Origin of the sequence: Cytobacillus firmus (assembly GCF_023612095.1) — a bacterium.
In the GTDB taxonomy this organism is placed as follows: domain Bacteria; phylum Bacillota; class Bacilli; order Bacillales; family Cytobacillaceae; genus Cytobacillus.
Genome location: NZ_CP086235.1, coordinates 3,044,135 through 3,062,038 on the forward strand (window position 1 = coordinate 3,044,135; position 17,904 = coordinate 3,062,038).

Sequence of the window (17,904 nt, forward strand, 5' to 3'; positions counted from 1 at the left end):
CTCCTTGCTTATGATTCTTCATCCGGATAAGGTATTTCCTTTTCCTCAAAAACCTGGCCGTCCCGCAGAACCTTATAAGAAGCATTCTGTCCAGGAGCGATTGTCAGATCAATTGGTATTACCACATCTTCATAGATCAGCTCTGTATGCATTGGTTCAGAACCTGTATTATTCAAATCCTTAATGATAATCTGAACTTCATTCGGCTCACCTTCTGCGGCGGGCTCATATGGAATGCTGATCTCAATATTTTCAGTCTTAGGAAGGAGTTCTTTTTTTCCTTTTGAAAGAACCACCGTCACCTTCTGTCCCCTTGTCAGATTTGTGCCCGGTGCCGGGTCCTGTTTGATGACCAAGCCTTCAGGGACTTCCTCATGGTATTCTTCTTCCCTATATTCTACTTTCAAACCGGAGGATTCTTCGTACTCCTGCAGACCCTTTTCGTTATAGCCGCGTAAATCTTTTAATGCTATTGGAGCCGGTCCTTTGCTCACAGTGAAAATCAATTCCGTATCCTCTGGAACGACAAGGTCGCCTTCTGATAAGTTTTGATCCAGGATGGTCCCAGCCGGCTCACTATCATTAGTTTCTTCGTTTTTCTCAATGGTTTTAAAATTTTTGCTTTCAAGCAGGCGGACAACATCATCATATTGCCTGCCTTGGTAATCTGCTAATTCAAATTTTTCTTTGCCGGAGCTTTCATAGATATCAATGGAGGTTCCCTCTTTGACAGTCCTGCCTGCTTTCGGATCTGTTTTAACTACCAGGCCTTCTTCAACATCCGGATCGCTGATCGGTTTTGTATCCCTAACTGTAAACCCTGCGGCAATCAGCTCTGCTACTGCATCTTCCACCTCTTTTCCGGATACATCCGGAACCTGAACATCCTTTGGCCCCATCAGATCAGGAAAAACGGTTATAGCCAGGATCCCTGTCACAATCAGAAATATAAAGACTGATACCAGGATGATCGGCCATTTCTTTTTCTTCTTTTTTTCTTTCTTTTTTTCAGGGAGAGGCTTTGCCACAGGCTGAGTATCTCCCTTGGGATCCTTTGCATGCACAAGGGTTTCGTCCATATTTTGATATGGGCGGTCATCTGTAATAACAGGAATAGCTTTTGTAGCATCATCGTCAATCGGCACTATGAACTTTTTTTCATCCAGTCTTTCGGGCTCAAGAGCTGTTCTGATATCTTCTTCCATTTCTTCAACGTTATCATACCTGTGAAAAGGATCTTTTGCTGTCGCTTTTAAAACGATATTTTCAACACTTTGCGGTATGGATGGGTTCCATCTCTTCAGGGAAGGCGTCTCCGATTGCAGATGCTTGAGTGCTATTGATACCGCAGATTCACCCGAGAAAGGAAGCCTTCCTGTCAAAAGCTCAAACATAACAATGCCAAGGGAATAGATATCAGACTTTCTGTTGGCCATTCCCCCTCTGGCCTGTTCGGGAGAAAGATAATGAACAGAGCCCAGCACTGAATTTGTCTGGGTAATGCTGGTAGCGCTTAGTGCCATGGCAATTCCAAAATCAGTAATCTTAACATTACCATGCCTGTCTATCAAAATATTATGCGGTTTAATATCCCGGTGTATGATATGGTTTTGATGTGCATGAGATATGGCTGAGGTCAGCTGTTTTAAAATTTCCAGGGCATCATCTATGCGAACAGGGCTGTTTTGCTGTATGTATTGCTTTAACGTTTGTCCATCTACATATTCCATCACAATATAATAGATTGAGTCCTCCTCGCCAACATCATAAATATTGACGATATTCGGGTGGGCTAAGCTGGTTGCAGACTGGGCTTCACGATGAAAACGGCGGATAAATTCTTCATCTTCGGCGAAGTCCATCCGAAGCACTTTCACGGCTACATCACGATCAAGAATCATATCATGGGCCAGGTAGACATTCGCCATGCCTCCTCCGCCGATCATATCAATAATTCTATAGCGGCCGCTTAATCTTCTTCCCTTAATCATCATTTATCATCCCGCTCTCATTGCTTTCATAATACTCAGCAATCACGAGCGTAATATTATCTTCGCCGCCATTATCATTGGCCTTATCAATCAGCACTGAAGCTTTTTCTTCCAGTGTACCTCCACTACTGAGGATTTCGCTCATTTCTGCCACAGATACCTTGTTGGACAATCCGTCAGAGCATAATAATAATAAGTCGCCTTCTTCAAATGTAATAGTTTTAATATCCATCTCAACAGCTGCTTCCGTTCCCAATGCTCTCAGCAGCACATTTTTTCTTGGATGATGCTCGGCATCTTCCTTTGTAATCTGCCCTGACCTTACAAGTTCATTCACCAGGGAATGGTCTTCCGTCAGCTGCTGAAAACCTGATTCATTTAAAATATAACATCTGCTGTCACCTATATTCGCAATAGTCGCAAAACGATCGGTACATATGGCAGCAACAACAGTAGTCCCCATACCTTCGCATTGTTCATTCACTTTTGAATGTTCATAAAGGATGGTATTAACCTCTGCAATATGCTTCTGCAGCCATCCTTCAGCTTCATCGGCAGTCTGAAAGTCATCTGTCTGATCCCAGAATCCTTTTAAACTTGTTAAAGTCATTTCGCTTGCCACATCGCCAGCACGGTGGCCGCCCATGCCATCTGCTACGATGGCAAGGCGCTGACCGCTGCTGTTCACATAGATGCCGCCATTATCTTCATTATGCTGCCTGACTTTGCCTCTATCTGTCCTGAAAACAGCTTTCATACTGTCACCTCGTCTCCTCTTTTCGCTCCTTTGCACGAAGTTGTCCGCATGCTGCATCTATATCGTGACCGTGCTCCCTGCGAATGGTTACATTAATGCCGTGATTCTTCAGTGTCTTTTCAAAAGCAAAAATCTGATCCTTGGGTGTTCTTACATAATCCCGTTCCGGCACATAGTTTACTGGAATCAGGTTAACATGGCACTTAACATTTTTTATTAACTCTGCCAGCTCTTCAGCATGTTCAACCTGATCATTTACCCCTCCGAATAAGCCATATTCGAAGCTTACACGTCTGCCTGTCTTATTTATATAATACCTGATTGAATCCATAAGGTCCGGCAGCTTATAAGCTCTATTTATAGGCATCAGGCGGCTCCTGATTTCGGTGTTTGGGGCATGTAGGGAAATCGCGAAATTAATCTGCATATTTTCATCTGCAAATTTATAAATTTTCGGGATGATTCCGCTTGTCGATACAGTTATATGGCGTGCGCCGATATTCAGCCCTTTATCATGGTTGATAATTTTAAGGAATGAGAGCATGCTGTCATAATTATCAAAAGGTTCACCGATACCCATAATGACAACTGAGCTGACCCGTTCATCTGTTTCATCAAGTGCCTGTTGTACTTTTACGACCTGAGCAACGATTTCTCCTGCTTCAAGATTACGTTTTAATCCGCCTAATGTGGAGGCACAGAATGTACATCCGATCCGGCAGCCCACCTGAGTGGTTACACATACTGAATTCCCATAGTCATGTCTCATCAGTACAGTTTCAATTGAATAGCCATCATGAAGTTCAAATAAGAATTTTATTGTTCCATCAGCAGACTCCTGCTGGATGATCGTTTTAAGGGTTGTCAGTGAAAAATCTGCTGATAGCATATCCCGCAGCCCTTTTGACAGATTCGTCATATCCTCAAATGATGTGACCCTCTTTGTGTAAAGCCAATCAAATATTTGCTCAGCCCTGAAGGCTTTCTCATTATTTTCTTTTAGCCATTCCTTCAGCTCATGAAGCTGTAAAGTATAAATGGATGGTTTTTGTTCTGCTGTAATTTTCTCTGCTGCTTTTTGTTCCATTTATTGCACCTTCTTTCTCAGACAGGAAATATAAAACCCGTCCGAACCAATATCCTGCGGCAAAACCTGCAGTTCAAAGCCATCTATTAATGAAGCAATTGCATCAGGCATCCGCTCCTGAACAGATAGATCTCCCTCAAATTCCGCATTGTCCTTTAAAAAAGCGTGAACAACATGCTGATTTTCTTCTTTGTCCACTGTACATGTACTATAAACAAGAATACCACCTTTTTTCAGTAAAGGTGAAACGGCATCCAATAGATTCCTCTGAATCTTATGGAGGTGATATAAATCTTCTTCTTTTTTGGTGTATTTCATATCAGGCTTTCTTCTCATAACTCCAAGGCCTGAACACGGGGCATCCACTAAAATGCGGTCAAAAGATTCTTTTTCATAATGCTCCTGGACTTTCCTGCTGTCAAGGGCAGTTGTCTTAATATTTGTTAATCCCAGTCTATCGGCATTATCATTTATCAGCCTAACTTTATGCTCGTGAAGGTCCAGTGAAATGACCTGACCGGTATTTTGCAGTTTTTCTGCTATATGTGTCGTTTTTCCTCCCGGAGCTGCACAGGCATCCAGTATCTTCTCATCGGGATTTCCTCCAAGGGCATAAGCAGCAAGCATGGAGCTTTCATCCTGAATAGTAATGAGTCCGTCTTTAAATACACGGGAATTAGCCAGATTGCCCCTCAAACATTTAATGGCAACTGGAATAAACGGACTTGGCTCCACATCAAATCCCTCTTCCTGAAGAAGTGACAAACACTCCTCCCTTGAAGCCTTTACCTCATTTACCCTTGCTGTCTGCAGCGGGGCAGTTAAGTTTATTTCGCACATTTTCTTTGTTTCTTCAAAACCCAGCTGATCGGCCCATCTTTTTACAAGCCATTCGGGATGGCTTGTCTCAATGGAGAGGCGCTTCACCCTGTCCTCAATTTGTTCGGGATCTGGTAGGCCCTTCCTCTGAATGTTTCTCAGCACACCGTTGACCATGCCGGAAATTCCTTTATGCCCTCTCCGTTTTGCTATTTCTACTGCCTCATAAATTGCTGCCCGGTCAGGGATTTTATCAAGATAAACCATCTGATACAGTGTCAGCCTCAAGAGCTGATTTACCCAGCTTTCGATTTTTTTATTGCCTGCCAAAAAGGGCTGCAGGTAAAAATCGAGTGTCATCCGGCGCTGAAGGGTACCATATGTCAGTTCGGTAAGCAGCCCAATGTCCTTCTGGTCAATTTCATTCTTTTTTATGGCGTTATTAAGTAAAAGATTGCTGTATGACTGATTTTTTTCAATCGCCTCAAGAAGCTCCATTGCCGTTTCTCTAACATTTTTCGTCTGTAGTTTTTTCATTCGATGTCTCCCAGACGGCCGCCGGCAGTCAGATTGGAACCTGCACCTCTTAAAAATTGTTCTGCCGGCATCTTTTTCTTTCCTGAAGGCTGCAGTTCAGTTATTTTAACCAATGTATCATTCCCTGAGGCCACAACGATTCCGTCTTCCTCAAGCCTGATGATGGTTCCCGGTTCTTCGATTTTAGCATGTTTAACTTTCTCTGAATTCCATATTTTAACCACTTTGCCGTCAAATGTTGTATAAGCAACCGGCCATGGGTTTAACCCTCTAATGTGGTTATAGATTTCTTCTCCGGTTTTGCTCCAGTCGATTTTTTCCTGTTCTCTTTTAATGTTATAGGCAAAAGTGGCTTCTTCATCATTTTGCTTAATGGGATTCAGTTCGTCATTCAGCAGTTTTGGCAGGGTTTCAGACAAAAGCTTGGATCCTGCCTCGCTAAGTTTATCGTGAAGAGTGCCTACTGTATCTGTTTCAGTAATCGGCACCTCAACTTGTGTTAATATATCGCCTGCATCCAGCTTTTCAGCCATATACATAATGGTGATACCTGTTTTTTCTTTTCCCTGCAGAATGGAGTAATGAATGGGTGCACCGCCGCGCAATTCCGGAAGCAATGATGCATGAACATTTATACAGCCATACTTAGGCGCATCCAGAAGCGCCTTAGGCAAAATTTGCCCAAACGCTGCTGTGACAACAAGGTCTGGCTTAAGAGCAAGAACTTTCTCCAATTCATCCGGCTGGCGGATTTTTTCAGGCTGAATCACAGGGATGCCCTGTTTTTCAGCTTCGACTTTTACAGGAGGGGGAGTAAGGACCTTTTTCCTTCCAACCGGCCTGTCAGGCTGGGTAACCACTCCGATCACTTCATATCCATCGTCTATTATTTGCTTTAGTACCGGCACTGAAAAATCGGGTGTGCCCATAAAAACGATTTTTGTCATTCAGCTTCCAATCCTTCCAACTCTTCTTCATTCAAGTATCTTGTTACTTTTGAGGTAAATAGCACCCCATGCAAATGATCAATTTCATGGAGGATCGCTCTTGCCAGGAAATCCTCAGCCTCCAGGGTAAAAAATTTCCCTTTGCGGTCCTGTGCCTTTATTTTGACATATTCAGGCCTTGTAACTTCTCCATATAACCCCGGAAAACTCAAGCATCCCTCAGGGCCTGTCTGCTCCCCATCCGTTTCAAGAATTTCCGGATTGATCATTTCAATTGTTCCAAACTCATCATCTATATCAACAATGGCAATTTGCAGCTTTTGCCCAATTTGCGGAGCAGCAAGCCCGACACCATCGAATTCCAGCATCGTATCATACATATCATTTAACAATTTGCCAAGCTTCTTATCAAAGACTTTAACTGGTTCGCATTCTGCCTCCAGAATTTCAGCCGGATAAGTAACAATTTTTTTTACCGCCAAAACGTTTCCTCCATTTTTATCTATTTTCAACCAATTTGGGTTTATTCATAACCAGAAAAGCAGAAGCGCCTTAATACACTCCTTCTAAAGCTGACTCTTTTAGAAACTACATTAAAATATATGGATTCAGGTCAATTGAGACAGTTAAGCCCCCTGAAGAAATTTCCTGCTGGTAATTATCCAGAATTTTTTTCAGCGTCTGGCCAAGTTCCGGCTCCCGCTTGTATTTTATCAGACATTGATACCGATATCTATTATTGATACGAGGTATCGGGGAGGCAACCGGACCAAGAACAATGCTCTCTGCAGATAATTTTGACTGAATGTACTGCGTGATCTTCTCGGTTACAGAAACAGCCTTCATTAATTCTTCGTGACTGACTGTGACAAGGGAGATATAGAAGAAAGGAGGATATCTATGAATTTTACGGACCATCATTTCTCTGTCGTAAAATTTATCGTAATCCTGCTCCCCGCCAGCTCAATACTATAATGTTCAGGTGTGTAGGTCTGAATGATTACCTCACCCTCTAATTCATGCCTCCCAGCTCGCCCGCTTACCTGTGTCAGCAGCTGAAAGGTTTTTTCAGACGAGCGGAAATCAGGCAAGTGCAGCATGGTGTCTGCCGAGAGTACTCCCACTAAAGTAATATTGGGGAAATCAAGGCCCTTAGCAATCATCTGGGTCCCAAGAAGAATATCTGCATGTCCTTCCTGGAATTGATCGAGGAGCTTTTCATGTGCACCCTTCCTGCTGGTGGTGTCGACATCCATCCGTATTACCCTCGCTTCCGGCAGAATCTTTGCCAATTCCTCTTCCACTTTCTGCGTACCGGTCCCAAAATAGCGTATATGCTCACTTTCACATTCCGGGCATGCATTTGGAACCGATGCCTCATATCCGCAATAATGGCATTTCATCTGCTGGTTATAACGATGATACGTCAAAGAAATATCACAATGCGGACAATTAATAACATATCCGCAGTCCCTGCACATAACAAATGAAGAGTGCCCTCTTTTATTTAAAAATAATACGATTTGTTCTTTTTTCTCAAGACGGTCTTTTATTTTTTCAAGGAGCTTCCTTGAGAACATAGACCGGTTTCCTTCTCGCAGCTCTTCCCGCATATCAATGATATCAACGGCAGGGAGAGCCTGATTGTTCATTCGGTTTTTGAGAGTGAGGATATGGTAAACTCCTTTTTGTGCCCGTGCGAAAGATTCCAATGAGGGAGTTGCACTGCCGAGCACCACAGGACATTTATGATTTTCCGCTCTTTTGATGGCAACGTCCCTTGCATGGTATCTTGGGTTTTCTTCCTGCTTATAGCTGGTTTCGTGCTCTTCATCAATTATAATAATTCCGAGGTTTTCAAATGGGGCAAAAATCGCCGAACGGGCTCCGACAACAACCTTGACTTCCTTCCGCTGAACCTTTCTCCATTCATCATACTTTTCTCCTGCTGAAAGGCCGCTGTGCATAACCGCAACCTGATCGCCAAACCTTCCTTTAAAGCGTTTGACCATCTGCGGAGTTAAAGAAATCTCAGGAACAAGGACAATGGCTTCTTTGTCATCCTCAAGCACCCGCTGGATGGATTGCAGATAAACCTCCGTTTTCCCGCTCCCTGTAACTCCATAGAGCAAAAAGGTTTCATGCCTGTTATCTTCAATAGAATCAAGGATGGGGATAATGGCATTTTTTTGTCCATCAGTCAAAGCGAGCGGTTTCGTTCTTTCGAATTCACGGTCTCCAAAAGGATTGCGGTAAATTTCCACGTCCTTCTGGCCAAGCAGCCCTTTTTGCAAAAGCCCTTTTAATGTGGAAGAAGTGATTCCAAGCAAGGAAAATAACTCTTTCTGATCGACCGGTCCTTCCTCCCGGAGAAAATACTCCAGCACTTCCTTTTGCTTAGTTGCATTGCCTGGAAGGTTTTGAAGGTAATCAGCAAGCTTTTCAGGGGGGGCGGCCGCAAACACCTGCTTGACTTTTTTCTTTTTCACCCGTTCTTTTACCTGGTAAATAATATCGATATTTCCATTGGATGCTTCCTTCTGAAGAAGCGGCAAAGCACCGCCCTTTACAGCATCATCCCAGGTGATTTCATCAGCATTATGAAAGAGTGCGCATACTTTTTCAGGGAGCAGCTTACGATCTGCATTTTCCGCCATGACAAGCTTCTTTTCATATTTTGCCTTCAATGCTGCAGGCAGCATTGCCTGAAAAGCTGAAATTTTGTAGCATAATGTTTTTTCTGTCAGCCAATCACCAAGATTCAAAAGCTCCTGATTAAGAACTGGATTTAGATCCATCGGCTCTAAAATGGATTTTAACTGCTGAAAATCCGACTCTTCTTTTAATCCTGTAACAAACCCCTGTATTTTCCTCGGCCCAAATGGAACAACCACCCTCATGCCGGGGAAAATGACACCTTTCAGATGAGAGGGTATTTTATAGTCAAACGCCCGGTCAGTCTGTTTGGCAGGAACATCGACAATTACACTGGCTATGTTCATTCATGCTCATCCTTTAGAAGCTTCGAGGCTTCTTCAAGAATTTTTACAGCCACATCTTTTTTAGACATTAGCGGAAGTTTTTCCGACGACCCATCCTTTTTAAAAAGTGTAACAATATTAGTGTCAGTTCCAAAGCCGGCACCTTCAGCAGTTACATTATTGGCAACGATCATATCGGCGTTTTTCTTCATTAGCTTGCCCTTTGCATACTCTTCGACCTGTTCAGTTTCAGCCGCAAACCCTATCAGGATTTGCTTCTCCTTTTTTGTCCCAGCTCGAACAATATATCCTTTGTTCTTTCAAGCTCCAATACTTCATCGCCGGGCTGTTTCTTCATTTTTTGCGCAGAAGCCACCTTTGGGCGATAATCGGAGACGGCAGCTGTCTTGATGACAACATCGGCATTAACAAATTCATTTAATGCCGCTTGATACATTTCTTCAGCAGATTCCACCTTTATCAGTTTTAATCCTGCAGGCGCATTAATTGAAACCGGGCCGGATATCAATATAACTTCAGCACCTGCAGAGACGGCAGCTTCCGCTATTGCATAGCCCATTTTCCCTGTAGAATGGTTCGTTATATAACGGACAGGATCAATTTTCTCCCTCGTTGGGCCCGCAGTTATGACCACTTTTTGGCCAGTAAGCTCCAATCTGGAAGGCTTGAAAAATTCACTGATCGTTTCTGTAATTTTCTCAGGCTCTTCAAGCCTTCCTTTTCCAACATAACCGCATGCAAGATACCCTTCTGAAGGCTCTATGAATCTGCAGCCAAAACCATATAAGGTTTCAATGTTTTTTTGAACAGCGGGATGGCTGTACATATGCACATTCATTGCAGGTGCAATCCAAATCGGTGATGATGCAGCCAAAAGGGTTGTAGTGATCATATTATCTGCAATTCCATTGGCAAGCTTCCCGATCACATTTGCTGTAGCGGGAGCAACAAGAATTAAATCTGCCCAATCAGCCAGGTCGATGTGAGCAATAACCTTCGAGTCTTTTTCATCAAAAGTGTCTGTATAAACATCATGTCTTGAAAGGGCCTGAAAAGTTAATGGTGCAACAAAGTTAACAGCCGATTCACTTAGGATCACTTTCACCTGCGCTCCTGCCTGTGTCAGTTTGCTTGTTAAGGCTGCAGCTTTATAAACAGCAATTCCTCCGGTTACACATAATAAAATCTTCTTTCCAGTCAGCATTATATGACCCCACCAATCTCAAAAATAATTCTTCTCTATAAAAACGGCCTGGCTATCTATTTCTATATAAAGCCTGGCCATTAATGGCAAATTGCTTTCATGATAGTTTTATTATGCAAGAAGAGCAGTGAATTTTCATCTAATAAAACCTCAAACAAAAATAACAACCTTTTGAAAGGTTGTTATTCAGCGATTTCACTCGTATGATTCATTGGCCGTTTTTTCGCCCAGGCGGTAATGAAGCTGGTCTGCATGTATTTCCTCAAGTGCTTTGCCCACATTTTTATGTGATTTGTATCTTTCAAGCTGCGGTTTGGCATTAAGCTGAAGCTTGCGTGCACGCTTGGCAGCAACTGAAACAAGTGAATATTTGGAGTCAATCTTTGTCATTAGGGAATCAATAGAAGGATAAAGCATATTTATTCTACCTCCAGCATTTTTTTATATTTAGGTTCTACACGTTCCCTGCGGCAGTGTTCAGCTACCACTATGGATTTTATTCTTTCACAGGCCAGATCGATTTGATCATTCTCTACAACATAATCATATAGATTCATCATTTCAATCTCTTCTCTCGCTGCATTCATGCGATTGTTGATGATATCTTCTGTCTCTGTCCCTCTCGTCACAATGCGGTTCTTAAGCTCTGACAGACTAGGAGGAACCAGGAAGATGAACAGGCCGTCCGGAAATTTCTCGCGTACCTGGCGGGCACCCTGAACTTCAATTTCAAGGAAAACATCTTTGCCGCGGTCGAGTGTTTCTCTTACATAATCAACCGGTGTGCCGTAGTAGTTCCCGACAAACTCTGCATATTCAAGCAGCTTATCCTGCCTGATGAGCTCTTCAAACTCCTCACGCGTCTTGAAAAAATAATCAACTCCATTGACTTCTCCCTCTCTCGGAGATCTCGTTGTCATTGAAATAGAATATTCAAACGCAGTATCAGACTGAGCAAATATCTCTTTTCTTACTGTTCCTTTTCCTACACCTGAGGGTCCGGATAGAACGATCAATAACCCTTTTTCTTTCATTTGTAAAATCCTACCCTTCCTCAATAATTTCATCACGGTCATTTAATCGGTGTGCGACGGTTTCCGGCTGGACCGCAGACAAAATGACATGGTCACTGTCCATAACGATAACTGCACGAGTGCGCCTGCCATATGTAGCATCTATTAAAGAGCCCCGGTCCCGTGCGTCCTGAATAACCCGTTTTATAGGGGCAGATTCGGGACTGACTATTGATATAATCCGGTTGGCAGATACAATATTGCCAAAACCGATATTGATCAGCTTAATTGACATTTGGGTCCTCCAATCATCAGTTATTTAGTTTGACCCCCAGAGCCGGAATCTAAACAACTGCTATTCAATATTTTGAACCTGTTCCTTCATTTTTTCCAATAAACTCTTTATTTCTACCACTTCGGCAGCTATATCTGCACTATTTGCCTTAGAGCCGATCGTATTGGCCTCCCGGTTCATTTCCTGCAGAATAAAGTCGAGCTTTCTGCCTGCGGGTTCTGTAAGCTGAAGTGTATGCTCAAACTGGCTTATATGGCTTTGCAGCCTTATCAGTTCTTCACTGATATCCGCTTTATCAGCGAATATTGCTACCTCTGTCAAAATTCTCGGTTCATCCACCTGGCCATCAAGAAATTCCTTCATACGCTTATGCAATCTTTCCTGGTAAAGCTGTGCAACCTTTGGTGCATACTCTCTCAGTTTGCTGACACTATTGCTTAAAAGACTAAGATGGCTGCGAAGATCTCTTTCCAGCTCATCACCCTCTGCTTTCCTCATTTGCATTAACTGCAGGCATGCCTCTTCAGCTGCAGAAAGGACCAGCTGGCTCATTTCCTCATTGCCGGACTCTTTCTCTTCAATGTCAATCAATTCTTCGCGAATGACATCACCGATGGATAGTTCCGTTTGAATTTGATACTTTGCTTGAATTGCAGTTATGTATTGATAATATTCATCTAATAGTTCCCAGTCAACATTTACTTTCCTGCTGGCCAGGACATCACCGTCAACGGTGATAAAAACCTCGATTCTTCCTCTTTTGATATGCCTATTAAGCTTTTTCTTTATTTTGTCTTCAATATGCATCAGCTGTCTGGGCATTCTTATTTGAAATTCGGAAAAACGATGATTTACAGTTTTGATTTCAACCGTAATGGAGCCTTGCCCGGAATCTTTCTTGCTTCTGCCATAACCAGTCATGCTTACTGCCATTTCTCACACTTCCTTTTGGGAAAAGCACAGCTTATAAAAAGCACTTACTTTCAGTTAGCGGCATGGTGCCTGTGCAGTTTATGTATAAAAATCAAGTAGTGATGGAGATTTATATGTTTGCGCAAAAAAGAAAGGTAATAGAGTTCTTCTCTACTACCTAAAGGATTATAACATATTTTATTTTGTTTTTCTTGCCAAAAATGTGCCTGCCAGTAAAAATGTTGGAATGGCTGAGAGTCCTGTGATCATAAACCAGTCGCGCAATTCAATAGGGACAGTGTGGAAAATTGGCTGAAGCGGCGGATAGTATATGACAATCAGCACTAAAACAAGGGAAGAGATGACTGCCCAGACTAAATATTTATTGCCTAATGGATTTCTTGAGAACACTGATTTTTCACTGCGGCAATCAAATACATGGATCAGCTGAGCCATAACCAATGTGGCAAACGCTACTGTCTGTGCGTATGCAAGATGATCCGGATTTGCCCGGTAGGCAAAAATAAACGCCAGTAATGTCACAAGGCCAATTAAGAATCCCCTTGAAACCACTTTCCAGCCAAGCCCTCTTGAAAAGACACCTTCCTTAGGACTCCTTGGTTTCCGCTTCATCACATTCTCCTCAGGCTGATCAAGGCCCAGAGCCATTGCAGGAAGCCCATCCGTTACGAGGTTCACCCAGAGAATCTGAATTGGCACTAATGGCAGCGGAAGGGCCAGAAGCATAGCAAACAGCATTACCAGAATCTCGCCAACATTTGATGCAAGCAAATACCTGATGAACTTGCGGATATTTTCGTATATATTTCTTCCTTCTTTTATCGCGGCTTTTATGGTAGCAAAATTATCATCAAGCAATACAAGTGCAGATGCCTCTTTAGCAACATCTGTGCCTGTAATGCCCATTGAAATGCCAATATCTGCTGCTTTAATGGCCGGAGCATCATTGACTCCATCACCTGTCATGGCAACGATATGACCTCTATTCTGGAGAGCCTTGACGATTTTCAATTTATGCTCGGGAGATACTCTGGCAAATACTGCGACATCCTCAACCACATCTTCGAGGTCTTCTACAGACATCTCCGCAAGGTCTTTTCCCTGAAGTACTTTGGAACCTTCTGTTAAAATGCTTAACTGTTTGGCAATAGCCTGTGCTGTAATCACATGATCTCCTGTGATCATGATCGTTTTAATTCCTGCTTCCCTGCATTCCTTGACTGCTTCTTTAACCTCCGGCCTTGGCGGATCAATCATCCCCTGCAGCCCAATAAAAGTTAATCCCTTCTCCGCCTCTTTTTCATCAAGAATGACATTCTTAGACGGGATTTCTTTATAGCCAATCGCGATGGTTCTTAATGCTTGTGAAGCCAAATCTTCAATGGCTGCCTGAATTTCACCAGAAAGCTCCCTGGAAAGAATCTGCCGCCTTCCCTCCCAAAGAACCGATTCGCTTTTCCCGACTAAGACATCGGGAGCACCTTTGGTAACAATAAATTGTCTTCCATTATGATCCTTTACCACAACACTCATCATTTTTCTGGCAGAGTCAAACGGAAACTCATTAATAATCTGAAATTGATTCAGGAGACTGCTCCTGTTATAACCGGCTTTCATGGCTGCTACAAGGAGAGCACCTTCAGTTGGGTCACCGTCAATCACAAACTCATTATTTTTCTGCTGTATTTCCGCATGATTGCATAACATGCCAAACATCAGCATCTGCTGGAGCGATTTATCACTTTTCGGTTCAATTTGGCTCTCATTTCGATAAAACTGCCCTTGCGGTTCATACCCGACTCCATCAACTCTCCATTCTTTTCCTCCGCTCCAGAGATGGGTGACGGTCATTTTGTTTTGGGTCATGGTTCCGGTTTTGTCTGAACAAATAACAGATGCACAGCCAAGAGTTTCAACTGCAGGAAGTTTCCGTACGATTGCCTTTTTCCTGATCATTCTTTGAACTCCAAGCGAGAGCGCCACCGTGACAATGGCAGGCAGCCCTTCTGGAATTGCCGCAACAGCCAATGAGACACCAGCAAGGAACATTGTATATAATTCCTGTCCCTGCATCACACCTGCCGCAACAACGAGAACTGTAAGGAAAATCGCTGCGGTAATGAGGATTTTGCCGAGCTGTTCCAATCTCCGCTGGAGCGGTGTGGTCATGGTTTCGGCATTTTGCAGAAGATCAGCAATTTGTCCCATAGCGGTATTCATCCCTGTTCCGACAACCACACCCAATCCATTGCCGCGGGTCACCATTGTACCCATAAAAGCCATATTTTCCATATCGCCAATAGCGAGGTTAGGCGTTTTCAGGGATCCGGTCCTCTTTTGAACAGGCAGCGACTCTCCCGTTAAAGCAGACTCCTCAATCTCAAGGCTATTGGATTCTACTATTCTTACATCTGCACCCACTCTGTCGCCCGTAGAAAATTTAAGCAGATCCCCGACTGCCACTTCTTTGGAAGGAATTTTCCTCCACCCTCCATCCCGAAGTGCAATTACTTGGGGAGCGGATAACTCTTTAAGTGCACTCAGCGACTTTTCCGCTTTCCTTTCCTGAAAGAAGCCCAGAAATCCATTTATGATTACAATTGCAATAATGGCAATTGCATCAATATATTCACCAAGCAGCCCCGAAATCAAGGTGGCAGCTAATAAAACAAGAACCATGAAATCTTTAAATTGACTAAAAAATAAGAGTAAAGCAGACTGCTTTTCTCCCTCTTTCAATTCATTAAATCCATATTGTTTGTGGCGTTTTTTTACATCATCCTCTGTTAAGCCTGCCTTAATGTCTGTATTTAAGGCCTGCTCAACCTCCCTTTCATTCATTTCATGGAACTTCATCCGGACATCACACTTCCTCCTTTGTGGTTTGAGAAAAGCCATGAGTGCCTGGGTGCAGGGTAATATCATCGAGAAAAATCCCGTAAGCACTCACAGCCAGACTTTAAGGGAATCCGCCAGATGGCAGACTATCCTCTTCTGCTAAAACAAGGCAGAGTTGTCCAATCTCACTCTAAAGAAAGCATATTCAGCCCTGTCCAAAAAAATGCTATTATTAATAAGAAAAGCGGAAGGCGCCCGCTTATCGGCGACAAGCATAAGACGAGCCGGCATGAAGGTTGTTTTTTAACCTTCTTGACGGATTGACTTATGACCTCGAGCCGATGGCGCCTGGAGCTAGACAGCATTAGAAAAGCGGAAGCGCCTTGCCCACCCCGAAAAGCACAAGACGAGGCTCCCGGAAAGGCGTCCTTTGCCTTTTTGGGAGGTCCGGCTTGTGACCTCGAGGGGGTAGGCGCTGGAGCTAGACAGCATTAGAAAAGCGGAAGGCGCCCGCTTATCGGCGACAAGCATAAGACGAGCCGGCATGAAGGTTGTTTTTTAACCTTCTTGACGGATTGGCTTATGACCTCGAGCCGATGGCGCCTGGAGCTAGACAGCATTAGAAAAGCGGAAGGCGCCTGAAATAGAAAAACCAAGCAGTAAAACTTGATTTTTATTTAATAAATGAAAGAATAATGTATATCTAATGTAATTTTTATAGAAGAGGATGTTCCGATATGTCATTTGATGGTTTGTTCACAAGAGCTATGACGAAAGAGCTCATAGATACTTTAAAGGGTGGCAGAATCAATAAGATTCAGCAGCCATATAAAAATGAAATTATTTTAGTTGTGAGGGCAAACGGGAAGAATCACAGGCTTTTGCTGTCTGCCCATCCAAGCTATGCGAGAGTGCAACTGACGAATGAAACACATGAAAACCCTTCAGAGCCGCCGATGTTCTGCATGCTTTTAAGAAAGCACCTGGAAGGCTACATACTTGAAGATGTCCATCAAATCGGGCTTGACCGTATTATCGTGTTTGAGGTGAAAGGCAGGAATGAGATTGGCGATACATCTTATAAACAGCTGATTGTTGAGATTATGGGCAGGCACAGCAATATTACGCTCGTGGATAAATCCCGCAATATTATTCTCGACAGCATCAAGCATGTTTCTTTTGCCGTTAATAGCCATCGTGCGATTTTGCCCGGACAGGAGTACTTACTCCCTCCATCTCAGGATAAAATGAATCCTTTCGAGGCGGATGAAGAAGCTATACTGCGTAAGATTGATTTTAACAGCGGGAAAGTTGATAAACAGCTTGTGGCGGGTTTCTCCGGAATCTCACCGCTTTTTGCAAAAGAAGTGATGCACCATGCAGGCCTTGTAAACAGGACAACTGTTCCTAAGAGTTTCCAGCATTTTATTGACTTGCTGAAAATCCATAGAATAAGGCCGGCCATTACAGAAGGGGAAAATAAAGAAAGCTTTTATTTATTGCCCCTCCAGCATTTAAAAGGGGAAAGCCGGGAGTTTAATTCCCTAAGTGAAATGCTGGACCGCTTTTATTTTGGCAAAGCCGAAAGAGACCGGGTCAAACAGCAATCCAATGATCTTGAACGGTTTATTGTAAATGAGAAAGAAAAGAATGAAAAGAAAATTGATAAGCTGAAAATAACCCTTCATGAAGCGGAAAATGCCGATAAACATCAATTATATGGGGAATTGATCACGGCGAATATTTATGCGATTCAAAAGGGAATGAAGGAAGCGAAAGTCATCAATTATTACGATGAAAATGGCGCTTCAGTCATCATTCCATTGGATCCTCAGAAGACTCCTTCCGAGAATGCACAAAAATATTTTACAAGATACCAAAAAGCAAAAAATGCCATAATTGCAGTAAAAGAGCAAATCAAGAAAGCAGAAGAGGAAGCGGCATACTTCGAGTCTTTACTTCAGCAAGTAGAAACGGCATCTACAAGAGACATTGCCGAAATAAGAGAAGAGCTTACTGAAGGCGGTTATATCCGTGAAAGGCAGAAACGGGGAAACAAGAAACAGCAAAACCTAAAGCCTGTTTTGGACCGTTATACTGCCACTGACGGAACGGAAATTCTAGTTGGGAAAAACAACAAGCAAAATGACTATTTAACGAACAAATTAGCCGGAAGGGATGAAATCTGGCTGCATACAAAAGATATCCCCGGTTCACATGTGGTGATTCGAAGCAAGGAGCCGGCAGAAGATACAATTCTTGAAGCTGCATCCCTCGCAGCTTACTTCAGCAAGGCCCGCAATTCCAGTTCCGTACCCGTTGACTTCACCCAGGTCAGACATGTAAAAAAGCCAAGCGGCGCGAAACCTGGATTTGTTATATATGACAACCAGCAGACTGTTTACGTTACGCCTGATGAAGAAACCGTTCTGTCATTAAAACAAAATCTTTAAATAAATGAAAAAAGCAAGCTCCGATGCT

12 protein-coding genes and 2 pseudogenes are annotated in these 17,904 nt (G+C 43.1%); 1 reads left to right on the top strand and 13 read right to left on the bottom strand.

The genetic code is table 11. The features are described 5' to 3' along the window. Positions 1-8 precede the first annotated feature (8 nt). The 13 genes and pseudogenes from pknB to LLY41_RS15355 all read right to left on the bottom strand — a co-directional run bounded on the left by pknB (position 9) and on the right by LLY41_RS15355 (position 15,441). Positions 9-1,991 carry a Stk1 family PASTA domain-containing Ser/Thr kinase gene (gene pknB, locus LLY41_RS15295; RefSeq protein WP_304588045.1) on the bottom strand — a complete coding sequence of 661 codons (1,983 nt, stop codon included), beginning with the start codon at positions 1,989-1,991 and terminating at the stop codon, positions 9-11. After that, positions 1,984-2,748, bottom strand: a complete 765-nt coding sequence (locus LLY41_RS15300) for a Stp1/IreP family PP2C-type Ser/Thr phosphatase (protein ID WP_095242313.1) — start codon at positions 2,746-2,748, stop codon at positions 1,984-1,986. The genes pknB and LLY41_RS15300 overlap by 8 nt, the downstream gene beginning before the upstream one ends. 4 nt (positions 2,749-2,752) lie before the next feature. Continuing rightward, positions 2,753-3,835, bottom strand: a complete 1,083-nt coding sequence (gene rlmN, locus LLY41_RS15305; RefSeq protein WP_095242312.1) for a dual-specificity RNA methyltransferase RlmN — start codon at positions 3,833-3,835, stop codon at positions 2,753-2,755. Then, on the bottom strand, positions 3,836-5,191 hold the full coding sequence (gene rsmB, locus LLY41_RS15310) for a 16S rRNA (cytosine(967)-C(5))-methyltransferase RsmB (protein ID WP_095242311.1): 1,356 nt from the start codon (positions 5,189-5,191) through the stop codon (positions 3,836-3,838). Continuing rightward, the gene (gene fmt / locus LLY41_RS15315; protein ID WP_304585792.1) at positions 5,188-6,138 is read right to left on the bottom strand and encodes a methionyl-tRNA formyltransferase; all 951 of its coding nucleotides are present in this window, start codon (positions 6,136-6,138) and stop codon (positions 5,188-5,190) included. The genes rsmB and fmt overlap by 4 nt, the downstream gene beginning before the upstream one ends. Beyond that, positions 6,135-6,620: a peptide deformylase gene (gene def / locus LLY41_RS15320; protein ID WP_035328871.1), complete on the bottom strand. Its 486-nt coding sequence runs from the start codon at positions 6,618-6,620 to the stop codon at positions 6,135-6,137. The genes fmt and def overlap by 4 nt, the downstream gene beginning before the upstream one ends. A 106-nt stretch (positions 6,621-6,726) precedes the next feature. Continuing rightward, positions 6,727-9,140, bottom strand: a pseudogene (gene priA / locus LLY41_RS15325) (primosomal protein N'). Further along, positions 9,137-10,344: pseudogene (gene coaBC, locus LLY41_RS15330) on the bottom strand (bifunctional phosphopantothenoylcysteine decarboxylase/phosphopantothenate--cysteine ligase CoaBC). Before coaBC ends, priA begins: the two co-directional pseudogenes overlap by 4 nt. A 195-nt stretch (positions 10,345-10,539) precedes the next feature. Then, the gene (rpoZ, locus tag LLY41_RS15335) at positions 10,540-10,761 is read right to left on the bottom strand and encodes a DNA-directed RNA polymerase subunit omega (protein WP_095242307.1); all 222 of its coding nucleotides are present in this window, start codon (positions 10,759-10,761) and stop codon (positions 10,540-10,542) included. A 2-nt stretch (positions 10,762-10,763) separates the two neighbouring features. Then, the gene (gene gmk, locus LLY41_RS15340) at positions 10,764-11,378 is read right to left on the bottom strand and encodes a guanylate kinase (protein ID WP_048007923.1); all 615 of its coding nucleotides are present in this window, start codon (positions 11,376-11,378) and stop codon (positions 10,764-10,766) included. Positions 11,379-11,388: 10 nt separating this feature from the next. Then, a complete protein-coding gene (gene remA / locus LLY41_RS15345; protein ID WP_304585793.1) occupies positions 11,389-11,652 on the bottom strand; it encodes an extracellular matrix/biofilm regulator RemA in 264 nt (87 codons plus the stop codon). Positions 11,653-11,712: 60 nt separating this feature from the next. Beyond that, on the bottom strand, positions 11,713-12,585 hold the full coding sequence (locus LLY41_RS15350) for a YicC/YloC family endoribonuclease (RefSeq protein ID WP_304585794.1): 873 nt from the start codon (positions 12,583-12,585) through the stop codon (positions 11,713-11,715). 177 nt (positions 12,586-12,762) lie between these two features. Beyond that, positions 12,763-15,441, bottom strand: coding sequence for a calcium-translocating P-type ATPase, SERCA-type (locus LLY41_RS15355; RefSeq protein WP_304585795.1), 2,679 nt, complete (start codon positions 15,439-15,441; stop codon positions 12,763-12,765). A 719-nt stretch (positions 15,442-16,160) separates the two neighbouring features. On the opposite strand from LLY41_RS15355, the gene LLY41_RS15360 reads away from it, so the two are divergent. Beyond that, complete coding sequence (locus LLY41_RS15360; RefSeq protein WP_304585796.1) at positions 16,161-17,876, top strand: Rqc2 family fibronectin-binding protein; 1,716 nt, start codon at positions 16,161-16,163, stop codon at positions 17,874-17,876. Positions 17,877-17,904 lie beyond the last annotated feature (28 nt).

Coding starts and splice junctions, on each gene's coding strand:
- pknB (WP_304588045.1), bottom strand. CDS start 1,991: ATGATTAAGGGAAGAAGATTAAGCGGCCGCTATAGAATTATTGATATG.
- LLY41_RS15300 (WP_095242313.1), bottom strand. CDS start 2,748: ATGAAAGCTGTTTTCAGGACAGATAGAGGCAAAGTCAGGCAGCATAAT.
- rlmN (WP_095242312.1), bottom strand. CDS start 3,835: ATGGAACAAAAAGCAGCAGAGAAAATTACAGCAGAACAAAAACCATCC.
- rsmB (WP_095242311.1), bottom strand. CDS start 5,191: ATGAAAAAACTACAGACGAAAAATGTTAGAGAAACGGCAATGGAGCTT.
- fmt (WP_304585792.1), bottom strand. CDS start 6,138: ATGACAAAAATCGTTTTTATGGGCACACCCGATTTTTCAGTGCCGGTA.
- rpoZ (WP_095242307.1), bottom strand. CDS start 10,761: ATGCTTTATCCTTCTATTGATTCCCTAATGACAAAGATTGACTCCAAA.
- gmk (WP_048007923.1), bottom strand. CDS start 11,378: ATGAAAGAAAAAGGGTTATTGATCGTTCTATCCGGACCCTCAGGTGTA.
- remA (WP_304585793.1), bottom strand. CDS start 11,652: ATGTCAATTAAGCTGATCAATATCGGTTTTGGCAATATTGTATCTGCC.
- LLY41_RS15350 (WP_304585794.1), bottom strand. CDS start 12,585: ATGGCAGTAAGCATGACTGGTTATGGCAGAAGCAAGAAAGATTCCGGG.
- LLY41_RS15355 (WP_304585795.1), bottom strand. CDS start 15,441: ATGAAGTTCCATGAAATGAATGAAAGGGAGGTTGAGCAGGCCTTAAAT.
- LLY41_RS15360 (WP_304585796.1), top strand. CDS start 16,161: ATGTCATTTGATGGTTTGTTCACAAGAGCTATGACGAAAGAGCTCATA.